Source organism: Cronobacter universalis NCTC 9529 (assembly GCF_001277175.1).
Classification (GTDB): domain Bacteria; phylum Pseudomonadota; class Gammaproteobacteria; order Enterobacterales; family Enterobacteriaceae; genus Cronobacter; species Cronobacter universalis.
Map to the genome: position 1 here is coordinate 3,520,318 of NZ_CP012257.1, position 18,696 is coordinate 3,539,013.

19 protein-coding genes and 1 riboswitch are annotated in these 18,696 nt (G+C 60.2%); of the genes, 5 read left to right on the forward strand and 14 right to left on the reverse strand.

The window, feature by feature from the left end; translation table 11 throughout:
- Positions 1-3: 3 nt before the first annotated feature.
- The 11 genes from AFK65_RS16170 to nudF form a co-directional block, all read right to left on the reverse strand.
- Positions 4-963: an AEC family transporter gene (locus tag AFK65_RS16170; protein ID WP_007701575.1), complete on the reverse strand. Its 960-nt coding sequence runs from the start codon at positions 961-963 to the stop codon at positions 4-6.
- Positions 964-1,119: 156 nt separating this feature from the next.
- On the reverse strand, positions 1,120-1,920 hold the full coding sequence (mdcE, locus tag AFK65_RS16175; RefSeq protein ID WP_007701578.1) for a biotin-independent malonate decarboxylase subunit gamma: 801 nt from the start codon (positions 1,918-1,920) through the stop codon (positions 1,120-1,122).
- Positions 1,920-2,753 (reverse strand): biotin-independent malonate decarboxylase subunit beta, encoded by an 834-nt coding sequence (locus tag AFK65_RS16180; protein ID WP_007701582.1) that lies wholly within the window; start codon positions 2,751-2,753, stop codon positions 1,920-1,922. The genes mdcE and AFK65_RS16180 overlap by 1 nt, the downstream gene beginning before the upstream one ends.
- A complete protein-coding gene (gene mdcC, locus AFK65_RS16185; protein ID WP_007701585.1) occupies positions 2,746-3,045 on the reverse strand; it encodes a malonate decarboxylase acyl carrier protein in 300 nt (99 codons plus the stop codon). Before mdcC ends, AFK65_RS16180 begins: the two co-directional genes overlap by 8 nt.
- 9 nt (positions 3,046-3,054) lie before the next feature.
- On the reverse strand, positions 3,055-3,915 hold the full coding sequence (locus tag AFK65_RS16190) for a triphosphoribosyl-dephospho-CoA synthase (RefSeq protein ID WP_038856341.1): 861 nt from the start codon (positions 3,913-3,915) through the stop codon (positions 3,055-3,057).
- Positions 3,915-5,570 (reverse strand): malonate decarboxylase subunit alpha, encoded by a 1,656-nt coding sequence (mdcA, locus tag AFK65_RS16195; protein ID WP_032973959.1) that lies wholly within the window; start codon positions 5,568-5,570, stop codon positions 3,915-3,917. Before mdcA ends, AFK65_RS16190 begins: the two co-directional genes overlap by 1 nt.
- 258 nt (positions 5,571-5,828) lie before the next feature.
- Entirely contained in the window at positions 5,829-7,721 is a 1,893-nt protein-coding gene (gene parE, locus AFK65_RS16200; protein WP_004385615.1) for a DNA topoisomerase IV subunit B, read from the reverse strand.
- Between the two features lie 42 nt (positions 7,722-7,763).
- Positions 7,764-8,339, reverse strand: coding sequence for an esterase YqiA (gene yqiA / locus AFK65_RS16205; RefSeq protein WP_007701618.1), 576 nt, complete (start codon positions 8,337-8,339; stop codon positions 7,764-7,766).
- Positions 8,339-9,166, reverse strand: coding sequence for a 3',5'-cyclic-AMP phosphodiesterase (gene cpdA, locus AFK65_RS16210; protein ID WP_007701621.1), 828 nt, complete (start codon positions 9,164-9,166; stop codon positions 8,339-8,341). The genes yqiA and cpdA overlap by 1 nt, the downstream gene beginning before the upstream one ends.
- Positions 9,167-9,190: 24 nt before the next feature.
- On the reverse strand, positions 9,191-9,613 hold the full coding sequence (locus AFK65_RS16215; protein WP_007764016.1) for a DUF1249 family protein: 423 nt from the start codon (positions 9,611-9,613) through the stop codon (positions 9,191-9,193).
- A 2-nt stretch (positions 9,614-9,615) separates the two neighbouring features.
- Positions 9,616-10,248, reverse strand: coding sequence for an ADP-ribose diphosphatase (gene nudF / locus AFK65_RS16220; RefSeq protein ID WP_007701624.1), 633 nt, complete (start codon positions 10,246-10,248; stop codon positions 9,616-9,618).
- Between the two features lie 213 nt (positions 10,249-10,461).
- Between nudF and tolC the strand changes: the two genes are divergently transcribed.
- The 3 genes from tolC (at position 10,462) to AFK65_RS16235 (ending at position 13,920) form a co-directional block, all read left to right on the forward strand.
- Positions 10,462-11,949 carry an outer membrane channel protein TolC gene (tolC, locus tag AFK65_RS16225; protein ID WP_007701627.1) on the forward strand — a complete coding sequence of 496 codons (1,488 nt, stop codon included), beginning with the start codon at positions 10,462-10,464 and terminating at the stop codon, positions 11,947-11,949.
- A gap of 150 nt (positions 11,950-12,099) precedes the next feature.
- Positions 12,100-12,756 carry a DUF1190 family protein gene (locus AFK65_RS16230; RefSeq protein WP_038856338.1) on the forward strand — a complete coding sequence of 219 codons (657 nt, stop codon included), beginning with the start codon at positions 12,100-12,102 and terminating at the stop codon, positions 12,754-12,756.
- A 3-nt stretch (positions 12,757-12,759) separates the two neighbouring features.
- Positions 12,760-13,920, forward strand: coding sequence for a glutathionylspermidine synthase family protein (locus AFK65_RS16235; protein WP_007701632.1), 1,161 nt, complete (start codon positions 12,760-12,762; stop codon positions 13,918-13,920).
- Between the two features lie 27 nt (positions 13,921-13,947).
- Here the strand turns inward: AFK65_RS16235 and ygiD are convergent, their stop codons facing one another.
- On the reverse strand, positions 13,948-14,739 hold the full coding sequence (ygiD, locus tag AFK65_RS16240; protein ID WP_007701635.1) for a 4,5-DOPA-extradiol-dioxygenase: 792 nt from the start codon (positions 14,737-14,739) through the stop codon (positions 13,948-13,950).
- 191 nt (positions 14,740-14,930) lie between these two features.
- Here ygiD and zupT point away from each other — a divergent pair, with 191 nt between their 5' ends.
- Entirely contained in the window at positions 14,931-15,707 is a 777-nt protein-coding gene (zupT, locus tag AFK65_RS16245) for a zinc transporter ZupT (RefSeq protein ID WP_007701639.1), read from the forward strand.
- A gap of 64 nt (positions 15,708-15,771) precedes the next feature.
- Here zupT and ribB read toward each other — a convergent pair whose 3' ends face one another.
- On the reverse strand, positions 15,772-16,425 hold the full coding sequence (gene ribB, locus AFK65_RS16250) for a 3,4-dihydroxy-2-butanone-4-phosphate synthase (protein ID WP_012123813.1): 654 nt from the start codon (positions 16,423-16,425) through the stop codon (positions 15,772-15,774).
- A 107-nt stretch (positions 16,426-16,532) separates the two neighbouring features.
- Positions 16,533-16,716: riboswitch (FMN riboswitch) on the reverse strand.
- A 123-nt stretch (positions 16,717-16,839) separates the two neighbouring features.
- Between ribB and ubiK the strand changes: the two genes are divergently transcribed.
- Positions 16,840-17,205 carry a ubiquinone biosynthesis accessory factor UbiK gene (gene ubiK, locus AFK65_RS16255; protein ID WP_007701645.1) on the forward strand — a complete coding sequence of 122 codons (366 nt, stop codon included), beginning with the start codon at positions 16,840-16,842 and terminating at the stop codon, positions 17,203-17,205.
- A 50-nt stretch (positions 17,206-17,255) separates the two neighbouring features.
- Here the strand turns inward: ubiK and hldE are convergent, their stop codons facing one another.
- The gene (hldE, locus tag AFK65_RS16260) at positions 17,256-18,683 is read right to left on the reverse strand and encodes a bifunctional D-glycero-beta-D-manno-heptose-7-phosphate kinase/D-glycero-beta-D-manno-heptose 1-phosphate adenylyltransferase HldE (protein WP_038856334.1); all 1,428 of its coding nucleotides are present in this window, start codon (positions 18,681-18,683) and stop codon (positions 17,256-17,258) included.
- Between the last annotated feature and the right edge of the window lie 13 nt (positions 18,684-18,696).

The window sequence follows — 18,696 nt, forward strand, 5'->3', positions numbered from 1 at the left end:
GGGTCAGAGTCCTTGCGTCAGGGAAATAAACAGCGGCAGCGAGAGAATGCTGAGTACGGAGCTTAGCAGCAGCACCGCCTCGGCGTCCGGCGACTGTACGCCGAAACGGTTGCCGAAGACCACGCCGAAGAAACCCGCCGCCAGCGCAATCATCAGGATCGCCGTGACCGCCACCGGGCCGGTCAGACCAAGCGCCAGCACGATACCCCAGGCGATAAACGGCTGGATCAGCAGTTTGGTGATGGTCGCGGTGATAACCATGGAGTTGATTTTAAGCTTACGCGCCGAGAGGATAACGCCGGTCAGGAACAGCGCGGCGGCGGTCGCAGCAAGGCCCAGCGGTTTGATAGCGGCCAGCACCAGCTCCGGCATTTTGATGCCGATGGCAGAGAGCACCACCCCAAGCAGCGGCCCCCAGACAATCGGTTTTTTCACCGAGCGCCACATCAGCACCGGCAGCATGGCGAGCGTCGAGCCGCTGTTTTCGCCGCTGGCGCGCGCTTTTTCACGCTCCAGAATAAGCAGGCAGAACGGCGTCATCAGCACCGAACCGCAGGCGATGGAAACGGCGACGGAGAGCGAAGTCGACGGCCCTTCGCCCAGTACGCTGCCGAGAATAGGCAGGCCAAGCGCGGCGTAGTTCGGCAGCGCCACGGTGAGCGTCAGCACGGCGGCATCCTGCGGCGATTTCTTAAACGGCCCGACGGCCAGGAAATAGATGGCGGCGTAGGTGACCCACATCGCCAGCACCAGCACCACAATCAGCGGCATTTGCGCGACGATGCCCGCCCACGGCGTCTGTACGGTAGCGCTGAACAGCGCGGCCGGGAGCGCGAAATCCATCACAAAGATATTGAGTAAAGCGACGTTTTGGTTATCGACCATCTTTGTTTTGCCCGCCATAAAGCCGAGCAGCATGATCACAAAGATGGGAGCAAGCGCATGAATAATCACGTAAGTCATAAGTCACCTGTAATGAAAGTAAAATCAACACTGGTGCGATGGTGGCCCTTACACCCGAACGGGCGGTGAGCTTTATTTTTTACGGATGCGGGGCGCTATGGGCGTATCGCTACGCCCACAGGAACCGCTATCCGGCAGGTCTTTTTTGGGTATTACTTACCAGCTGGCGCGCAGGCGTTCGCGCACAAGCTGGGAGCTACGGCGGTTGTCTGCGCCGAGGCGGGTTTTCAGGCTCGGATCCTGGCGCGCATCCGCGATGGCGCGTTGCAGCGTGGCGTTGACCTGCGCCAGATCCGCGTCGGTCGGCGCATCCGGGTTGCTGATATCGAGCAGGTCGGAGAGCAGCCCAAGCGTCGCGTAGTTGGCGACGTCGTAAGCCATCGGCGGGATGGTCGCCGCCAGTTTCTCCAGCGCGTCAACGGTACGCAGCGTAATGCGCGCGGCGGACTCTTTGCCCATCGCATGCACCAGCACGCCTTTGTCGTTAAAAGCGATAAGGCGGTTCGCCTGGTAGCCGTGGGCGAGGAACGCCCCGGACATCGCCTTGCCGACAATCAGCCCGATAACCGGGTGCCCGGCGAGACGCGCTTTCGCGTAAGCGCCCGCCGCGCCCGCCAGCGCCTGATGGATACCGAACGCCTCTTCACGACGGCCATAGGCCTGGCTTGGCACATCAATCACCGCGATGATCGGGCGCTTCACGCTTTTATCGGCATCTTCCTGAAGGGTTTCGTTGACCACTTTCGCAAGCGTCCAGCCCTCCAGCAGCCCCACTTCGCCGCGGGCGGCGCGTGGGTAGTGGTTATGGGCATCCGGCACGACCGCGATAAAGCGCGCAGGCTCGCCGTTAAATGTCGCGTCGGCCACCTGTACGGACGGGCAAAGCCCTGGCAGACGCTGCGCGTCGGGCGCGAGTTTTTCAAGCCATAAGGCGCCCCGGCTTACTGTATTAGTCATTATTTTTCCTCCCGGGCAAAGAGCTGTTTGATCTGTTCGCGGTCCGCCTGTTTCGCGGTATCGAAACGGCTCAGGCGGTCGAGATACCAGGCGTAGTTATCGCTGCGGTGCTGCTGCGGTACGCCCCGGGCAATCGCCTCGTTCATGGCGGTTTTCACGGCGTCCACGCCATCGCCCACCAGCGCGTCGACAAAACCGCTTTCATAACGCACTTCGCCGCCGGTCATGCTCCAGATAAACGGACGGTCGCGGGAGTCGTACTCTTCCACGCCCGCTTCCTGTTCGATAACCTGCGGGCCGTTAAGCCCTAAACGCGCTTCGCGGGTGACGATGAGATAGCTGCATAACGCGGCGGCGATGGACATCCCGCCGAAGCAGCCGACCGTGCCGGCGATAATCCCGACCACCGGGGTGTAGCGGCGCAGGTCAACAATTGCCGCGTGAATATCGGCAATCGCCGCGAGGCCCAGATTCGCCTCCTGCAGACGCACGCCGCCGGTCTCAAGGCACAGCACCGCCTGGGTGGGAATGCCGTTGCGGTTATCTTCAGCGGCAAGCTCCAGCGCCGCGGCCATTTTCGCGCCGGAGACTTCGCCCATGCTGCCGCCCTGGAATGTGCCTTCGATGGCGATGACTACGGCGGGCTGGCCGTTGATGGTGCCTTTCGCCACAACCATGCCGTCGTCGGCCTGCGGCACGATGCCCTGTTTGCCAAGCCACGGCGACATGACCTGTTCAAACGGATCGAGCAGTTCGCGGTAGCTGCCGTCATCCAGCAGCGCCTTCGCGCGGTCCCGCGCCCGGAATTCGATAAAGCTGCGGTCGTTACGCATGGCTGACCTCCTCAAAAACCTGTTCGATGCGGATGCGCGCCACGCCGGGCGTCGCGCCGAAGTCGTGGATAATCAGCGTGCCGGACGGCAGGCCGTTTTGCATGTTGAGGCGGTCAAACAGCGCGTTCCAGCGCGCCGTGCTGTTGTCCACGGATGTGGTGATGGTGACGTTGAGCGCCTGCTGCTGGTCGGCGGTGAACAGCACTTCCATATCACCGGACCCGACCACTCCCGCCAGCGCTCTGCCGCTCAGCGTGCGGCTCGCGGGAAATGACAATGTAATCTGTTCCATAACACCCTCTTAATCAGTTATTCGGGATGACGCGCCCACGCGGTCGAGATAGAGCGTGGCGGCCAGCAAGTCGGCGGCCCCGCCCGGCGAGGCGTTAAGCGCCAGCATCTCGCTGTCGAGCTTTGCCAGTTCGCGACGCCCCTCGATGGTCGCCGTGCCGCCCGCCGCCAGCACGGCGCGCGCGCCGCGCTGCATGGTGAACTGCCCGGTCAGGCCCGCGCGGTTGAGCACGCAGGTATCGCTGAGCGAGGTCATGATCGCCATTAACGCGTCCAGCCGGGCTTCGGCCTCGTTCGCGCCGCGACGGCGGCTTTCATGAAGCTGCGGCAGCGCCAGCGCGGTGACGTGCGGAAAGCCCTGCTGCGCCTCTTCGCGCGCGCCCGGCACCTGATAGCGGCGCGTGGCGCGAAGCCCCTTGCTAAAGCCCTTGGGCGCGGCCGCGTCCGGCAGGCTCGCCAGCCGGGCGGCGGTGGAGGCGATGGCGTCGGCTGAAGCCGCTGCCCCGCACATCGCGGTGGCGCTTACCAGCAGGCCCAGCGCCCAGATAGCGCCCCGGTGCGTGTTGACGCCGCAGGTCGCCGCCATCATTCGCGCCTCGCCTTCGCGGCCCAGGCGGCCGACCGTTTCACGCAGCGCGATATCCGCCGGACGCTGCCAGCTCTGCTGGGCCAGCGCGTGAAAGGTTGGCGTCAGGCTCTGAGCCGAGCGCTCCATCAGCGCGAGCGTTAGATCGTGATGCGCGCCGCTGCCCCGACAGTCCACCAGACCCGGCTTCGGGGTGAGTCTCGCTTCATCAATCAGGCAGGCGGTGGCGATGCGCGCCAGCGTCTCTGCGGTGCCTTCGGCGTGAGTCAGTGGCTGTCGGTTCATTACCAGCTCCGGAATTTGGCAGGTGGGTTGTAGAGACCGCCTGACCATTCCACCAGGTCGGCGACGCTGCTCGCGGCAAGCAGCGAGCGTGTGGCGTCGGCGCGGCGAATGCCGATATCTTCCGGGTACACGACTTTGCCGCTCTTACGCAGTTCGGCGACGCGCGCGGCGTCAACGCCGAGCCCGATATCGGTGATGCCCGCGACCGCGGCGACCATCGCGCGACGCTCTTCCAGACTTTCGGCGCGGTAGAGGTACGCGATGCCCTCTTCCGTCAGTACGTGGGTGACGTCATCGCCGTAAATCATGACCGGCGCGAGCGGCATCCCGGAGGCTTTCGCTACATCGACCGCGTCGAGTTTTTCCACGAAGGTCGGCTTCACGCCTGCCTGGAAGGTTTCGACCATCTGCACCACCAGCTTTTTACCGCGCTGCATCGGATCTGGTTCGGTGATCATATTGAGCCAGGCCGGTGTGGCGTGACGACGGCCGTGTGGGTCATGGCCCATGTTCGGCGCGCCGCCGAAGCCGGAAAGACGGCCGCGGGTGACGGTGGAGGAGTTGGCGTAGCCGTCCACCTGTAAGGTCGAGCCGATAAACATATCCACCGCGTACTGGCCTGCCAGCTGGCAGAAGGCGCGGTTGGAGCGCATCGAACCGTCAGCGCCGGTGAAGAAGATGTCGGGGCGCGCGCGGATGTACTCTTCCATCCCCAGTTCGCCGCCGAAGCAGTGCACGCTCTCCACCCAGCCGCTTTCAATCGCCGGGATCAGCGTCGGGTGCGGGTTGAGCGTCCAGTGTTTACAGATTTTGCCTTTCAGGCCGAGCTGTTCGCCGTAAGTCGGCAGCAGCAGTTCGATAGCGGCGGTGTTAAAACCGATACCGTGGTTAAGGGACTGCACCTGGTGTTCGGCGTAGATGCCTTTAATCGCCATCATCGCCATCAGGATGTGTTCCTGCTTGATGAGGCGCGGGTCGCGGGTGAAGAGCGGCTCGATAAAGAAGGGTTTATCCGCCACCACGACATAATCGATCCACGAGCCGGGAATATCGACGCGCGGCAAGTCGCACTCGTCGTCCACCAGTTCATTCACCTGGGCGATGACGATGCCGTCATGGAACGCGGCGGCCTCTACCAGCGCTGGGGTATCTTCGGTACTCGGCCCGGTGTAGAGGTTCCCTTTGCGGTCGGCTTTATAACCGGCGATCAGCGCCACGTTCGGGGCGAGATCGACATACAGGCGGGAGTAGAGTTCGATGTAGGTATGGATAGCGCCGATTTCTAACTGACCATCTTCCAGCAGCTGCGAAATGCGCAGGCTCTGGGTGCCGGAGAACGAGAAGTCGAGCTTACGGGCGATGCCTTTTTCAAAAATATCGAGGTGTTCGCTGCGCCCGACGCTTGGCATGATCATATGCAGGTCATGCACCACCTGCGGGTTTACCTCAGCAAGGCTGCGGGAGAGAAAATCCGCCTGCTTCTGGTTGTTACCTTCAAGAACCACCCGGTCGCCGGGCGCGATGAGTTTTTCGAGCATGGATGTGAGATCTGCGGTGGGCAACACTTTGCCCTGCACGGGAACCGAGGCGAGACGCCGCTGTTTCTCCGTGCGGCGCGTGTTCCAGACACGCCCCGGCGTTTGGTAAGCCGTCATTATTAACCTCCTGATTCAGCGAATCTTTTGATTTGCTTAACGCTAAAGTCAGTGTGCGCCCAGGAGAAAAAAGCATCAATTAAGCGCGCGGGCGAATCATTACTCCAGGAGTAATGATTAACGCGGCGGAATTTGATCTCGCTCGCAAACAAAACCGCAGGTTGTGCTACGCGGCGAAAAAGAAGAGGTTATCAGGCGGAAAGAGCAGCGGCGCCGGAAGGCGCCGCTGAAAGGTGTGTCGTTACAGAACGGGCGTTATCAGACTTCGATATCCGCCATATCGCCTTTCTCCTGCAGCCAGTTACGTCTGTCTTCAGAGCGTTTTTTGGCGAGCAGCATATCCATAACGGCCAGCGTGCGCGCGTCGTCGTCATCGCTGATGGTGAGCTGCACCAGACGGCGGGTGTTCGGATCCAGCGTGGTTTCGCGCAGCTGCATCGGGTTCATTTCGCCGAGACCTTTAAAGCGCTGGACGTTCGGCTTGCCCTTTTTACGCTTGAGCTGCTCCAGCACGCCCGCTTTCTCTTCTTCGTCCAGCGCGTAGTAGACCTCTTTACCGAGATCGATACGATAAAGCGGCGGCATGGCGACGTAGACGTGACCGCCTTTCACCAGCGCGCGGAAGTGTTTCACAAACAGCGCGCACAGCAGCGTGGCGATATGCAGGCCGTCGGAGTCCGCATCCGCGAGGATACAGATCTTGCCGTAACGCAGCTGGCTGAGATCGTCGCTGTCCGGATCGATGCCGATCGCAACCGAGATGTCATGCACCTCCTGCGAAGCCAGCACTTCATCTGACGACACCTCCCAGGTATTCAGGATCTTACCCTTAAGCGGCATGATCGCCTGGTATTCGCGATCGCGCGCCTGTTTGGCGGAGCCGCCTGCGGAGTCCCCTTCCACCAGGAAGAGCTCTGTACGATTGAGATCCTGCGCGGTGCAGTCGGCGAGCTTGCCAGGCAGCGCCGGGCCGCTGGTCAGTTTTTTACGCACCACTTTTTTGGCGGCGCGCAGACGGCGCTGGGCGCTGGCGATGGCGAGCTCCGCAAGCTGTTCCGCCGCCTGAACGTTCTGGTTCAGCCACAGGCTGAAGGCGTCTTTCACCACGCCGGAGACAAACGCCGCGCACTGGCGCGACGACAGGCGCTCTTTGGTCTGGCCGGCGAATTGCGGGTCCTGCATTTTCACTGACAGGACATAGGCGCAGCGCTCCCAGATATCTTCCGCCGAGAGCTTCACGCCGCGCGGCAGGATATTACGGTATTCGCAGAACTCACGCATGGCGTCCAGCAAGCCCTGACGCAGGCCGTTGACGTGGGTGCCGCCCTGCATGGTCGGGATCAGGTTGACGTAGCTTTCGGTCAGCAGCTCGCCGCCTTCCGGCAGCCACAGCAGCGCCCAGTCCACCGCTTCCGTCTCGCCGGAAAAGTTACCGATAAACGGTTTTTCCGGCAGCGTAATCAGCCCGTTCACCGCTTCGGAGAGGTAGTCGTTAAGACCATCCTGATAGCACCAGCGCTGTTCGGTGTTATTCACCTGATCTTTAAAATTGATCTCAACGCCGGGGCAGAGCACCGCTTTCGCTTTCAGCAGATGCGTCAGGCGGGAGACGGAAAAACGCGGGCTGTCGAAGAATTTCTCATCCGGCCAGAAGTGAACGCTGGTGCCGGTCTGGCGTTTCGGACAGGTGCCGACCACGCTCAGCTCTTTGACCTTTTCGCCATTTTCAAAGGCGATGTTGTAGATCTGCCCGTCGCGTTTCACGTTCACTTCCACGCGTTTTGACAGGGCGTTAACCACAGAGATCCCAACGCCGTGCAGGCCGCCGGAGAACTGGTAGTTTTTGTTCGAGAATTTACCGCCCGCGTGCAGGCGGCAGAGGATTAGCTCCACGGCGGGAACGCCCTCTTCCGGGTGAATATCCACCGGCATGCCGCGCCCGTCGTCGATAACTTCCAGCGACTGGTCGGCGTGAAGGATCACGTCGACGCGTCTGGCGTGCCCGGCCAGCGCTTCATCGACGCTGTTATCAATAACTTCCTGGCCCAGATGGTTGGGACGGGAGGTGTCGGTATACATCCCCGGACGGCGGCGCACCGGCTCAAGCCCGGTGAGCACCTCAATGGCATCGGCATTATAGGATTGGGTCATGATTTTATCGTCAGGTCACAAAACGGGATCGTTGCCTTAGCGTTAACGCAGGCTAAGGAAATCGACAATCTGCGTGAAATAATCTTCAAAGCCTGCAAAAGCGTGGTTGCCGCCGGTTTCCACCGTCTGACGGCACGGCGCGTAGTACGCCACCGCCTGGCGGTAATCCAGCACCTCGTCGCCGGTCTGCTGCAACAGCCAGATGAGATCCGGGGCGTCGAGCGGCTCAATTTGCATCACTTTCAGATCGTAAATATGGCGAGACTCTAGCACATATTGCTGCCCGGTGTAGGGGTTCTCGTTCGCGCCGAGAAAATCGGTCAGTAGCTCAAAGGGGCGCACCGCCGGGTTCACCACCACCGCTGGCAGCATAAAACATTGCGAAAGCCAGGTCGCATAATAGCCACCAAGCGATGAGCCCACGACGCCGAGCGGTTCGCCGCCGTGCTCAAGCACTAATGATTCCAGCAGCTCCGCGGCGTCAGACGGATACGGCGGCAGTTGCGGAACGACCATATTAATTTCTGGGTGCTGCTGCGCCAGCCAGCGTTGCAGGCTGGTGGCCTTCGCCGAGCGAGGAGAACTGTTAAAGCCGTGGAGATAGAGGAGCGTAGACATCAGTATCCTTCTGATGCGGTATCAGGGCGGAACTGCGCGCCTTCGAGGCGGCACACTTCCGTGGTGAGCGAGCCGTCAGGGTGCAGATTCAGCCAGCGCCAGCCGGGCGCGACCGTATCGAGCGTAAAGCCCGCGCAGTGAGGTTTGAACTGAACGCAGGTAGACGGCGTCGCCATCAGGCGGCGACCGTTCCAGTCGAGATCCAGCTCCTGATGAATATGCCCGCAGAGCAGATGCTTCACCTGCGGATAGCGGTTCAGCACATCGTCCAGCGCCTGGGCGTTGCGCAGGCTGTGTTGATCTAGCCAGCCGCAGCCGGACGGCAGCGGGTGATGGTGCAGAAGCAGCAGCGTGTGGCGCTCCGGCGCCGCCTGAAGCATGCGCTCAAGCCACTCGAGCTGGTAGTCGCTCAGCTCGCCGTGCGGCACGCCGAAGACCTGGCTGTCGAGCAGCAGCACCTGCCAGCGATCGCCCGCGAACACGCGTTTAGCGGGCGAAATGCCGGCATCCTGCAGCGTGCTGTACATCGCGGGCTGGAAATCGTGGTTGCCCGGCAGCCAGACGCAAGGTGCGGGCAAAGAGGCGATCCCCGCCGCAAAGTGCTCATAAGCCTCGGGCGTATGATCCTGCGCCAGGTCGCCTGTCGCGACAATCAGATCGCACTCGCGCTGTTCGGCGTGAAGCTCTGACAGCACCGCCTGGTAGCTCTCCCAGGTATTGATGCCAAGCAACGTATCGTTCTTTCCGGCAAACAGGTGAGTATCTGTAATTTGTAAGATCCTGACGCTGGCCCCACCAGCAACAGGAAGGTTTAACAGGCTTTCCAAATGGTGTCCTTAGGTTTCACGACGCTAACAAACCGGAACCGCCATTGCTCCATGCGCTAAACAGTAGCGTAGCCAGTCGGCAAGAAACTGGTTAATTTGATGTTTTTCGTCGCGCTGATGCAACTTTTTATTTGGGTAATCATAACGCGCTTTGAAGCGAAAGATCTGCTGGCTTGAACACACTTCCGCGACCATGGCGTCATGGTAAAGCCTTACGCTCATTGACGGCAAACTCCAGTAGCTCACTTTCGGCGCGGTTTGCTCTATCTGCACAAGCGTGGTGTATCGGGTTGATTCGAGGATAGTTAAACGGTATTGCGCGCCCGCCACCTGATAACTAATGGTTTCGCCCGGCGCGTCGTTGCGCGGCAACAGGCGGCGCAGCTGCGCGAAGTTGGTTTCGCACAGGCGCATCATTTCTGGAAAATCAGGTGTATAACGCTTCATATTCAGGTGTTCCACTCGTTTCTCAATGCTTGATAATGTAACTGCAGCCATTGCAGTGCGATGACGGAGGCTGCGTTGTCGATTCTCCCCTCTTCTACCCACTGGTATGCCTGTTCCCGGCTTACCACATGAACCCGAATATCTTCGTTTTCATCAGCCAGACCGTGTATGCCTTGCGCGGTCGTGGCGTCCACTTCGCCAACCAGTAATGACAGGCGCTCGCTGGTGCCGCCAGGGCTTGCCAGATAGCTCATGAATTTTTTCACCCGCCCGACGGAAAGCCCCGCTTCTTCCATCGCCTCGCGGCGGGCGACCTCTTCCACCGTTTCGCCAGGCTCAATCATGCCGGCGACCAGTTCCAGCAGCCACGGGGTGTCGCTGGTGTCGAAAGCGGCGATGCGAATCTGCTCGATCAGTACCACCTCATCGCGCACAGGGTCAAAGGGTAGCAGGACTGCGGCATGCCCGCGCTCAAAAATTTCACGCCGTACTTCGCCGCTCATTTCGCCATTAAAAAGGCGGTGGCGAAAGCGGTAGAGATCGAGCGAAAAAAAGCCGCGATATAGCTTTTCCCGTGCAATAATTTCTACATCGTTTTTGGTGAAAGTAACGGGGCGTGGGGTTGATTTGCTCATGATGGTTTCCGGTTCGAGATGGTGCCGAATCTGGGCGTTTCAAGCCAGTTTACCTGCCGTTTCATTGCCCATGTGATAGATTGTGGAAATTTAGCGGCAGAAGGCACGTTACGCCAAGCCTCACGGCGGGTTGACTCTGGTAGAATCGGCGATCAATTTTTCGGCTTCTGACAGCGCTAATAAATTCTTTATGCTTCACAACAAGGAATGCAAATGAAGAAACTGCTCCCCATCCTTATCGGCCTGAGCCTGACGGGCTTCAGCGCCATGAGCCAGGCAGAAAACCTGTTGCAGGTTTACCAGCAGGCACGTTTAAGCAACCCGGACCTGCGCAGCTCCGCTGCTGACCGCGACGCCGCATTCGAAAAAATTAACGAAGCCCGCAGTCCTTTACTTCCGCAGCTCGGCCTGGGCGCAGATTACACCTATACCAACGGTTTTCGCGATAACGACGGCGTAGACAACACCGTCAAGAGCGCGTCGCTGCAATTAACGCAGACCATTTTCGATATGTCTAAATGGCGCGCCCTGACCCTGCAGGAAAAAACCGCAGGCATTCAGGATGTGACCTACCAGACCGATCAGCAGACGCTGATGCTGAACACCGCGACGGCCTATTTCCAGGTGCTGAGCGCCATTGACGCGCTCTCCTACACCGAAGCGCAGAAACAGGCGATCTACCGCCAGCTCGATCAAACCACCCAGCGTTTTAACGTGGGCCTGGTGGCGATTACCGACGTGCAGAACGCCCGCGCGCAGTACGATAACGTGCTGGCGAACGAAGTGACCGCCCGTAACAACCTCGACAACGCGCTGGAACAGCTACGTCAGGTGACCGGCAACTACTACCCGCAGCTCGCGTCGCTGAACGTCGATAATTTCAAAACCACCAAACCGGCCGCCGTTAACGCGCTGCTGAAAGAAGCGGAACAGCGCAACCTGACGCTGCTGCAGGCGCGTCTGAGCCAGGATCTGGCGCGTGAGCAGATCCGCTACGCCGAAACCGGCCATATGCCGACGCTCGGCTTAACGGCGTCCAGCAGCGTCTCGGATACCGACTACAGCGGCAGCAATACCGGCGGCGCGGCGGCAAGTAACTACGCCGACCGTAAAATCGGCCAGAACTCCGTGGGCCTGAGCTTCAATCTGCCGCTCTACAGCGGCGGCTCGGTGACGTCACAAGTTAAACAAGCGCAGTACAGTTTCGTGGGCGCCAGCGAAAAACTGGAAAGCGCGCACCGCAACGTGGTACAGACCGTGCGTTCGTCTTACAACAACGTGAACGCCTCCATCAGCAGCATCAAAGCCTATGAGCAGGCGGTCGTGTCCGCGCAGAGCTCACTCGATGCGATGGAAGCCGGTTACTCGGTCGGTACGCGTACCATCGTCGATGTGCTGGACGCCACCACCACGCTGTACAACGCCAAGCAGCAGCTCTCCAGCGCCCGTTATAACTACCTGATCAACCAGCTCAATATTAAATCTGCGCTGGGTACGCTCAACGAGCAGGATCTGGTCGCGCTGAATAACTCGCTGGGCAAACCGGTCTCTACCGCGCCTGAAAGCGTCGCCCCGGAAAACCCGGAGCAGGACGCCGCCGTGAATAACATGGCGAACGGCGGCGGCAGTGCGCCTGCCATGCAGCCTGCCGCGGCCACCCGCAGCAGCAACAGCAACAGCGGCAACCCGTTCCGTCAGTAACGTCTGTGGCGGGAGGCGCAACGGCCTCCCGCCTGAACGTAAGTCAACGTAAAGATCCCCGCCCCCTCCGGCCTCTCGCTTTAATTTCAACCACTCATCCACTATCCTGAGCACCATAACTGTGCAATACCACTGGGTCAGGATGCAGGCATGAAACGGACAAAACAGATTAACCGCGCGATGTTTCGCAAAAGCTGGAACGCGCGTCATTTAACGCCGGTGGCCTTCGCGGTCACGGCGGCGTTTATGCTCGCCGGTTGTGAAAAGAATGACGAAACCGTGCAGCTTTATCAGAATGCGGACGACTGCTCGACCGCTAACCCCGGCAAAAGCGCTGAATGCACCACCGCTTACAACAACGCCCTGAAAGAGGCGGAGCGCACCGCGCCGAAATACGCCACGCGTGAAGACTGCGTGGCGGAATTTGGCGAAGATCAGTGCAAGCAGGTCGATAACACCAATACCAGCCAGGCCACGCAGCAGACCGGCAGCATGTGGATGCCGCTGATGGCGGGTTACATGATGGGCCGCCTGATGGGCGGCGGCGGCATGGGGTTCGCCCAGCAGCCATTGTTCAGCTCGCGCAACCCGGCAAGCCCGGCTTACGGTAAATATACCGACGCCAGCGGCCGCAACTACGGCGCCGCGCAGCCGGGCCGTACCATGACCGTACCGAAATCCGCGATGGCGCCGAAACCGGCCACCACCTCGACCATCACCCGCGGCGGTTTCGGCGATTCCGTCGCGAAACAGGCCACGATGCAGCGCAGCGCGGCGGGCTCTTCCTCTCGTTCAATGGGCGGCTGACACATGGAAAGAATCGCTATCAGCGAGCGCCCGGACTGGCGCGAAAAGGCAACGGAATATGGCTTTAACTTTCACACCATGTACGGCGAGCCCTACTGGTGCGAAGACGCTTACTACCGGCTGACGCTGGCGCAGGTGGAGAAGCTCGAAGAGGTGACCGCCGAGCTGCACCAGATGTGCTTACAGGTCGTGGAGAAAGTGGTCGCAAGCGACGCGCTGATGACCAAATTCCGCATTCCAAAACACACCTGGGAGTTTGTGCGTCAGTCCTGGCGCAGCGGCCAGCCGTCGCTCTATTCGCGTCTCGATCTCGCCTGGGACGGACGCGGCGAGCCGAAGCTTCTCGAAAATAACGCCGATACGCCGACCTCTTTGTATGAAGCGGCGTTCTTTCAGTGGATCTGGCTCGAAGATCAGCTGCGCGCCGGGAATCTCCCGCAGGGCAGCGATCAGTTCAACAGCCTCCAGGAGAAGATCATCGAGCGTTTCGGCGAGCTGAAAGCGCAGTACGGCTTTAACCGCCTGCATCTCGCCTGCTGTCGCGATACGGTGGAAGATCGCGGCACGGTGCAGTATTTACAGGATTGCGCCAGCGAAGCCGGGATCGAGAACGATTTTCTGTTTATTGAAGATATCGGCCTTGGCGAGAAGGGACAGTTTACCGATCTTCAGGATCAGGTCATCAGCAACCTGTTTAAGCTCTATCCGTGGGAGTATATGCTGCGCGAGACGTTCTCCACCAAGCTTGAGGACGCGGGCGTGCGCTGGCTGGAGCCGGCGTGGAAGAGCATTATCTCCAACAAGGCGCTGCTGCCGCTGCTCTGGGAGCTCTACCCGAATCACCCTAACCTGCTGCCCGCGTACTTCAGCGAAGATAACCCGCCGCCGATGGAGAAATATGTGGTTAAGCCTCTGTTCTCCCGTGAAGGCGCTAACGTCTCGATTATCGAGAACGGCCAGACCATTGAGCAGGTGGAGGGTCCGTATGGCGAAGAAGGCACTATCGTGCAGCAGTTCCATCCGCTGCCGAGATTCGGTGACAGCTACACGCTTATCGGCAGCTGGCTTATCAACGATCAGCCCGCCGGGATCGGTATCCGTGAAGATAAAGCGCTGATAACTCAGGATCTGTCTCGCTTCTATCCGCACCTGTTTGTGGAATAACCGCGATGGCGCCCCAGGGCGCCATTCTTAACCCACCTGTACCGACAACATACTCAACGAGGCCATTTCCAACCCGTCGACCGGTATCGTCACCGGCTCGTCGCCGTTCCACGCGCCAAGTACATACAGCAGCGGCAGGAAATGCTCCGCCGTCGGGTTCGACAGGCTGCCGCCGGGGTGATCCAGATAGTTGACCAGCGGGTGATCCGCCGCCTCGCCGCGCCACGTCAGATTCTCTTTCACAAAGTTATTGAACGACTCTGCCCACGGATACGGCTCACCTTCGCCATGCCAGCGCGCGGTACGCAGGTTATGGACGACATTGCCGCTCGCCACCAGCATGACGCCCTCGTCGCGAAGCGCCGCAAGGCGGCGGCCCATCTCATAATGCCAGACCGGGGGTTTGGTGCTGTCTATACTCAGCTGCACCAGCGGAATATCCGCCTGCGGATACATTTTTATCAGTACGCCCCAGGCGCCGTGGTCAAAACCCCAGGCCTCTTTATCGAGCGTAACCGGCTGCGGCGCGAGGAGATCCGCCACGCGCTGCGCCAGCGCCGGAGAGCCGGGCGCCGGATAATGGGTATCGTACAGCGCCTGCGGGAAACCCCCGAAATCGTGAATGGTTTGCGGCTGCTCCATCGCGGTCACGCCGGTGCCGCGCGTAAACCAGTGGGCCGAGACCATTACAATGGCTTTCGGACGCGGCAACGTTTCGCCAAGCGCGCGCCAGGCGCGGGTATAACGGTTATCTTCCAGCACGTTCATCGGGCTGCCGTGGCCCAGAAAGAGTGCAGGCATACGAGAGGAAGCAGTCATTTTTGTATCCTGAAACGGTAATATCAATGGAGCTACCTTACGCTTATCGCATACAGAAAGAACGGAGATAACCGTGATGAAGACCGTCAGAAAATTTGAATGTAAGTAATCTGTAAAAGCCACGGACGGGCCTCGACTTTTCCGTTTCGCCCGATAAATTAATGATAATCATTATCAAAAAGGAGTGTTCGATGTCAGTGCCTCTGATCCTGACCTTACTGGCGGGCGGCGCCACGTTTATCGGCGCGCTGCTCGGCGTGCTCGGCCAGAAGCCCTCCAACCGGCTGCTGGCTTTCTCGCTGGGCTTTGCCGCAGGCATTATGCTGCTGATTTCTCTGATGGAAATGCTGCCCGCCGCGCTTGGCGAGGAAGGCATGTCGCCGGTGCTGGGCTACGGCATGTTTATTGTCGGCCTGCTCGGCTATTTCGCGCTCGATCGCCTGTTGCCGCACGCGCACCCGCAGGATCTTATCGATCCGCCGCCGGCCCACGCGTCGCGCAATCTGCGCCGTACCGCGCTTTTGCTGACGCTCGGCATCAGTCTGCATAACTTCCCGGAGGGTATCGCCACCTACGTGACGGCCAGCACCAATCTGGAGCTGGGCTTTGGGATTGCGCTCGCGGTCGCCTTACACAACATTCCTGAAGGACTGGCGGTGGCAGGCCCGGTTTACGCGGCCACCGGCTCGCGCCGTAAAGCGGTTATCTGGGCGGGGCTCTCCGGGATGGCCGAAATTCTGGGCGGCGTGCTGGCCTGGCTGATCCTCGGTACGATGGTGTCGCCGGTGGTCATGGCGGCGATTATGGCGGCGGTCGCCGGGATCATGGTGGCGCTGTCGGTGGATGAGCTGATGCCGCTTGCCAAAGAGATCGATCCGCATAACAACCCAAGCTACGGCGTGCTGTGCGGCATGTCGGTGATGGGATTAAGCCTGACGCTGCTGCAAACCAGCGGCCTTAGCGGCTAATAAAAAAGCCCGGTCAGACCGGGCTTTCAGAAGCATTCAGGCCCGGCGATCGCCGGGCTTTTTGTCAGCTCGCTTTGCGCTCCTGCGCCTGGCGGTAGCTCACTAAATCTTCAATAGTCACGACCGGCATATTGTGTTCGCGGGCAAACGCGATGCACTCCGGCGCGCGCGCCATGGTGCCGTCGTCATTGGTCAGTTCACACAGCACGCCTGCCGGTTTAAAGCCCGCCAGCGAGACTAAATCGATGGTCGCTTCGGTATGGCCGCCGCGGGTCAGTACGCCGCCCGGCTGCGCGCGCAGCGGGAATACGTGGCCAGGACGGTGCAGATCGGACGGTTTCGCGTCGTCGGCAATCGCCGCGCGAATGGTCGTGATGCGGTCGGCGGCGGAAACGCCGGTGGTCACGCCGTGCGCCGCTTCGATGGTCACGGTGAAGCCGGTGCCGAACGCGCTGGTGTTGTTTTCCACCATCATCGGCAGGTCGAGCTGTTTACGGCGTTCTTCGGTCAGGCACAGGCAGACGATGCCGCTGCCGTGACGGATGGTTAACGCCATCTGTTCAACGGTCATGGTTTCGGCGGCGAAAATCATGTCGCCTTCGTTTTCACGGTTCTCGTCATCGAGCACCATCACGCCGCGCCCTTCGCGCAGTGCGGCGATCGCGTTTTCCACGCGTTCAAAAGCGGTGCCAAAAGCAGAAAGAAGCGTCTGATTCATGGTAAAGAAACCTCATTAATTATATGGATTACCAGAATCAGGGCGGTCTTAGGAGTGCCGGCAAGCGGCAAGCAAAATAACGTGAGTGGGCGCAAGCCCAGGCAGATCGTTACTCTCTCCCATCCGGACTTTAACCGTCGGCCCCGGAATTACACCGGATCTGCTGACCTTCAGAAACAGCCTGAAGCGCTCGCGGGCTTTCAGTTTATCTTGCGCCTTCGCTTTCGCGCAGATGCAGGAGAAGCCTGATTTACCGCCGGTGGGGAATTTCACCCCGCCCTGAGAATAAGCGGGATAACTATAACGCCATTGATAATCGTCGGCAATGCATGAGATTCAAACATTTCCGGTTTATACCCTTCCGATCAGCGATTACAATTACTCTTCAGACCATACCAGATCAGGGAAACCGCTATGATTGACCCGAAGAAAATTGAACAGATCGCCCGTCAGGTCCATGAATCGATGCCAAAAGGGATCCGTGAGATCGGGGAAGATGTTGAGAAGAAAATCCGCCAGGTACTGCAGGCCCAGCTGTCTCGCCTGGATCTGGTGAGTCGTGAGGAGTTTGACGTGCAGACGCAGGTACTGCTGCGCACGCGCGAGAAACTGACGGCGCTGGAACAGCGTCTGACCGCGCTGGAATCGCGCGGCGCGACTGCCTCCGCACCGGCTGACGCCTCAGCGACCACGGCCGCAGGCAGCGCCAGCGCGCCCGTGACTGCCGTAACGCCGCCGCCTGCCATCCCGCCGGTCGATAGCCTCGACAAACAGGACTGACAGAAACGACAACGCCCCCTGCCAGGCAAGGGGCGTTCGCGCAGCGCGCGTCAGCTGTTCTTCTGGATCTTCTTGATGATATTGGTGGTCGAGCAGCCATCTTCGAAGTTCAGCACCATGACGTCCCCGCCATTGGCCCACACCTCTTTGCTGCCCGCGATATCTTCAGGCTTATAGTCGCCGCCTTTAACCAGCAGATCCGGCAGGATTTCGCTAATCAGCCGCTGCGGCGTGTCTTCTTCAAACGGCACCACCCAGTCCACCGCTTCCAGCGCGGCCAGCACGATCATGCGCTGCTCCTGCGGGTTTACCGGGCGCGTATCGCCTTTCAGGCGACGGGTGGAGGCGTCGCTGTTGACCGCCACAATCAGGCGATCGCCAAGCTTGCGCGCATTCGCCAGATACGAGACGTGGCCTGCGTGAAGGATGTCGAACACGCCGTTGGTCATCACCACTTTCTCGCCGCGCTTGCGCGCCGCCAGCACGGCTTCTTTCAGCGCCGCCTCGCTCATCACGCCAAAACCGGTTTCCGCGCGCCCGCGCACCGCGTTTTCCAGCTCGACCGGCGACACGGTTGACGTACCGAGCTTGCCGACCACCACCCCTGCCGCCGCGTTGGCGAAGAAGCAGGCTTCTTCCAGCGAATTGCCGGACGCCAGCGTCGCCGCCAGCACGCCAATCACGGTATCGCCCGCGCCGGTTACGTCATAGACTTCCTGCGCCTGCGTCGGCAGGTGGAACGGCGCTTTGCCCGGTTGCAGCAGCGTCATGCCCTGCTCTGAACGGGTCACCAGCAGCGCGCTGAGATCGAAATCGGCGATGATTTTCATGCCGCGCTCGACAATGTCCTGTTCGGTTTTGCACTTGCCCGCCACGGCTTCGAATTCAGACAGGTTTGGCGTCAGCAATGTCGCGCCGCGATAACGTTCGAAATCGGTGCCTTTCGGATCGATAAGCACCGGAACGCCAGCGTTACGCGCCAGCTGGATCATCTGCTGTACGCTCGCGAGCGCGCCTTTGGCGTAGTCAGAAAGCACCAGCGCGCCGATCTGCCCGAGCGCCTGGTTAATGCGCTCGTGCAGCGGCTCGGGATCCACGCCGTCGAAGCCCTCTTCGAAATCCAGGCGGATCAGCTGCTGGTTGCGCGACAGCACACGCAGCTTGGTGATGGTCGGGTGCGTCGGCACTGACACGAAGTCACACTTCACGTTCACCTGTGCCAGCGACTGGCTGAGCGCGCGCGCCGCGTCATCAATGCCCGTCAGGCCGACCAGCCGCGAAGTGGCGCCGAGAGACGCGATGTTCATCGCCACGTTCGCCGCGCCGCCCGGCCGCTCTTCGATGGTTTCCACTTTGACGACCGGCACCGGCGCTTCCGGCGAAATGCGGCTCGTCGGGCCATACCAGTAGCGGTCCAGCATCACATCACCTACTACCATGACGCCTGCGCGTTCAAAATCGGGCAGCGTTACTTTCATTCCTGACTCTCCT

Excerpts from the sequence above, each read along its gene's own strand:
- tolC (WP_007701627.1), top strand. The coding sequence starts at position 10,462 with ATGAAGAAACTGCTCCCCATCCTTATCGGCCTGAGCCTGACGGGCTTC.
- ribB (WP_012123813.1), bottom strand. The coding sequence starts at position 16,425 with ATGAATCAGACGCTTCTTTCTGCTTTTGGCACCGCTTTTGAACGCGTG.
- yqiA (WP_007701618.1), bottom strand. The coding sequence starts at position 8,339 with ATGTCTACGCTCCTCTATCTCCACGGCTTTAACAGTTCTCCTCGCTCG.
- AFK65_RS16190 (WP_038856341.1), bottom strand. The coding sequence starts at position 3,915 with ATGAACCGACAGCCACTGACTCACGCCGAAGGCACCGCAGAGACGCTG.
- mdcE (WP_007701578.1), bottom strand. The coding sequence starts at position 1,920 with ATGACTAATACAGTAAGCCGGGGCGCCTTATGGCTTGAAAAACTCGCG.
- ubiK (WP_007701645.1), top strand. The coding sequence starts at position 16,840 with ATGATTGACCCGAAGAAAATTGAACAGATCGCCCGTCAGGTCCATGAA.
- parE (WP_004385615.1), bottom strand. The coding sequence starts at position 7,721 with ATGACCCAATCCTATAATGCCGATGCCATTGAGGTGCTCACCGGGCTT.
- AFK65_RS16230 (WP_038856338.1), top strand. The coding sequence starts at position 12,100 with ATGAAACGGACAAAACAGATTAACCGCGCGATGTTTCGCAAAAGCTGG.
- AFK65_RS16235 (WP_007701632.1), top strand. The coding sequence starts at position 12,760 with ATGGAAAGAATCGCTATCAGCGAGCGCCCGGACTGGCGCGAAAAGGCA.
- nudF (WP_007701624.1), bottom strand. The coding sequence starts at position 10,248 with ATGAGCAAATCAACCCCACGCCCCGTTACTTTCACCAAAAACGATGTA.
- ygiD (WP_007701635.1), bottom strand. The coding sequence starts at position 14,739 with ATGACTGCTTCCTCTCGTATGCCTGCACTCTTTCTGGGCCACGGCAGC.
- AFK65_RS16215 (WP_007764016.1), bottom strand. The coding sequence starts at position 9,613 with ATGAAGCGTTATACACCTGATTTTCCAGAAATGATGCGCCTGTGCGAA.
- AFK65_RS16180 (WP_007701582.1), bottom strand. The coding sequence starts at position 2,753 with ATGCGTAACGACCGCAGCTTTATCGAATTCCGGGCGCGGGACCGCGCG.
- hldE (WP_038856334.1), bottom strand. The coding sequence starts at position 18,683 with ATGAAAGTAACGCTGCCCGATTTTGAACGCGCAGGCGTCATGGTAGTA.
- mdcA (WP_032973959.1), bottom strand. The coding sequence starts at position 5,570 with ATGACGGCTTACCAAACGCCGGGGCGTGTCTGGAACACGCGCCGCACG.
- mdcC (WP_007701585.1), bottom strand. The coding sequence starts at position 3,045 with ATGGAACAGATTACATTGTCATTTCCCGCGAGCCGCACGCTGAGCGGC.
- AFK65_RS16170 (WP_007701575.1), bottom strand. The coding sequence starts at position 963 with ATGACTTACGTGATTATTCATGCGCTTGCTCCCATCTTTGTGATCATG.
- zupT (WP_007701639.1), top strand. The coding sequence starts at position 14,931 with ATGTCAGTGCCTCTGATCCTGACCTTACTGGCGGGCGGCGCCACGTTT.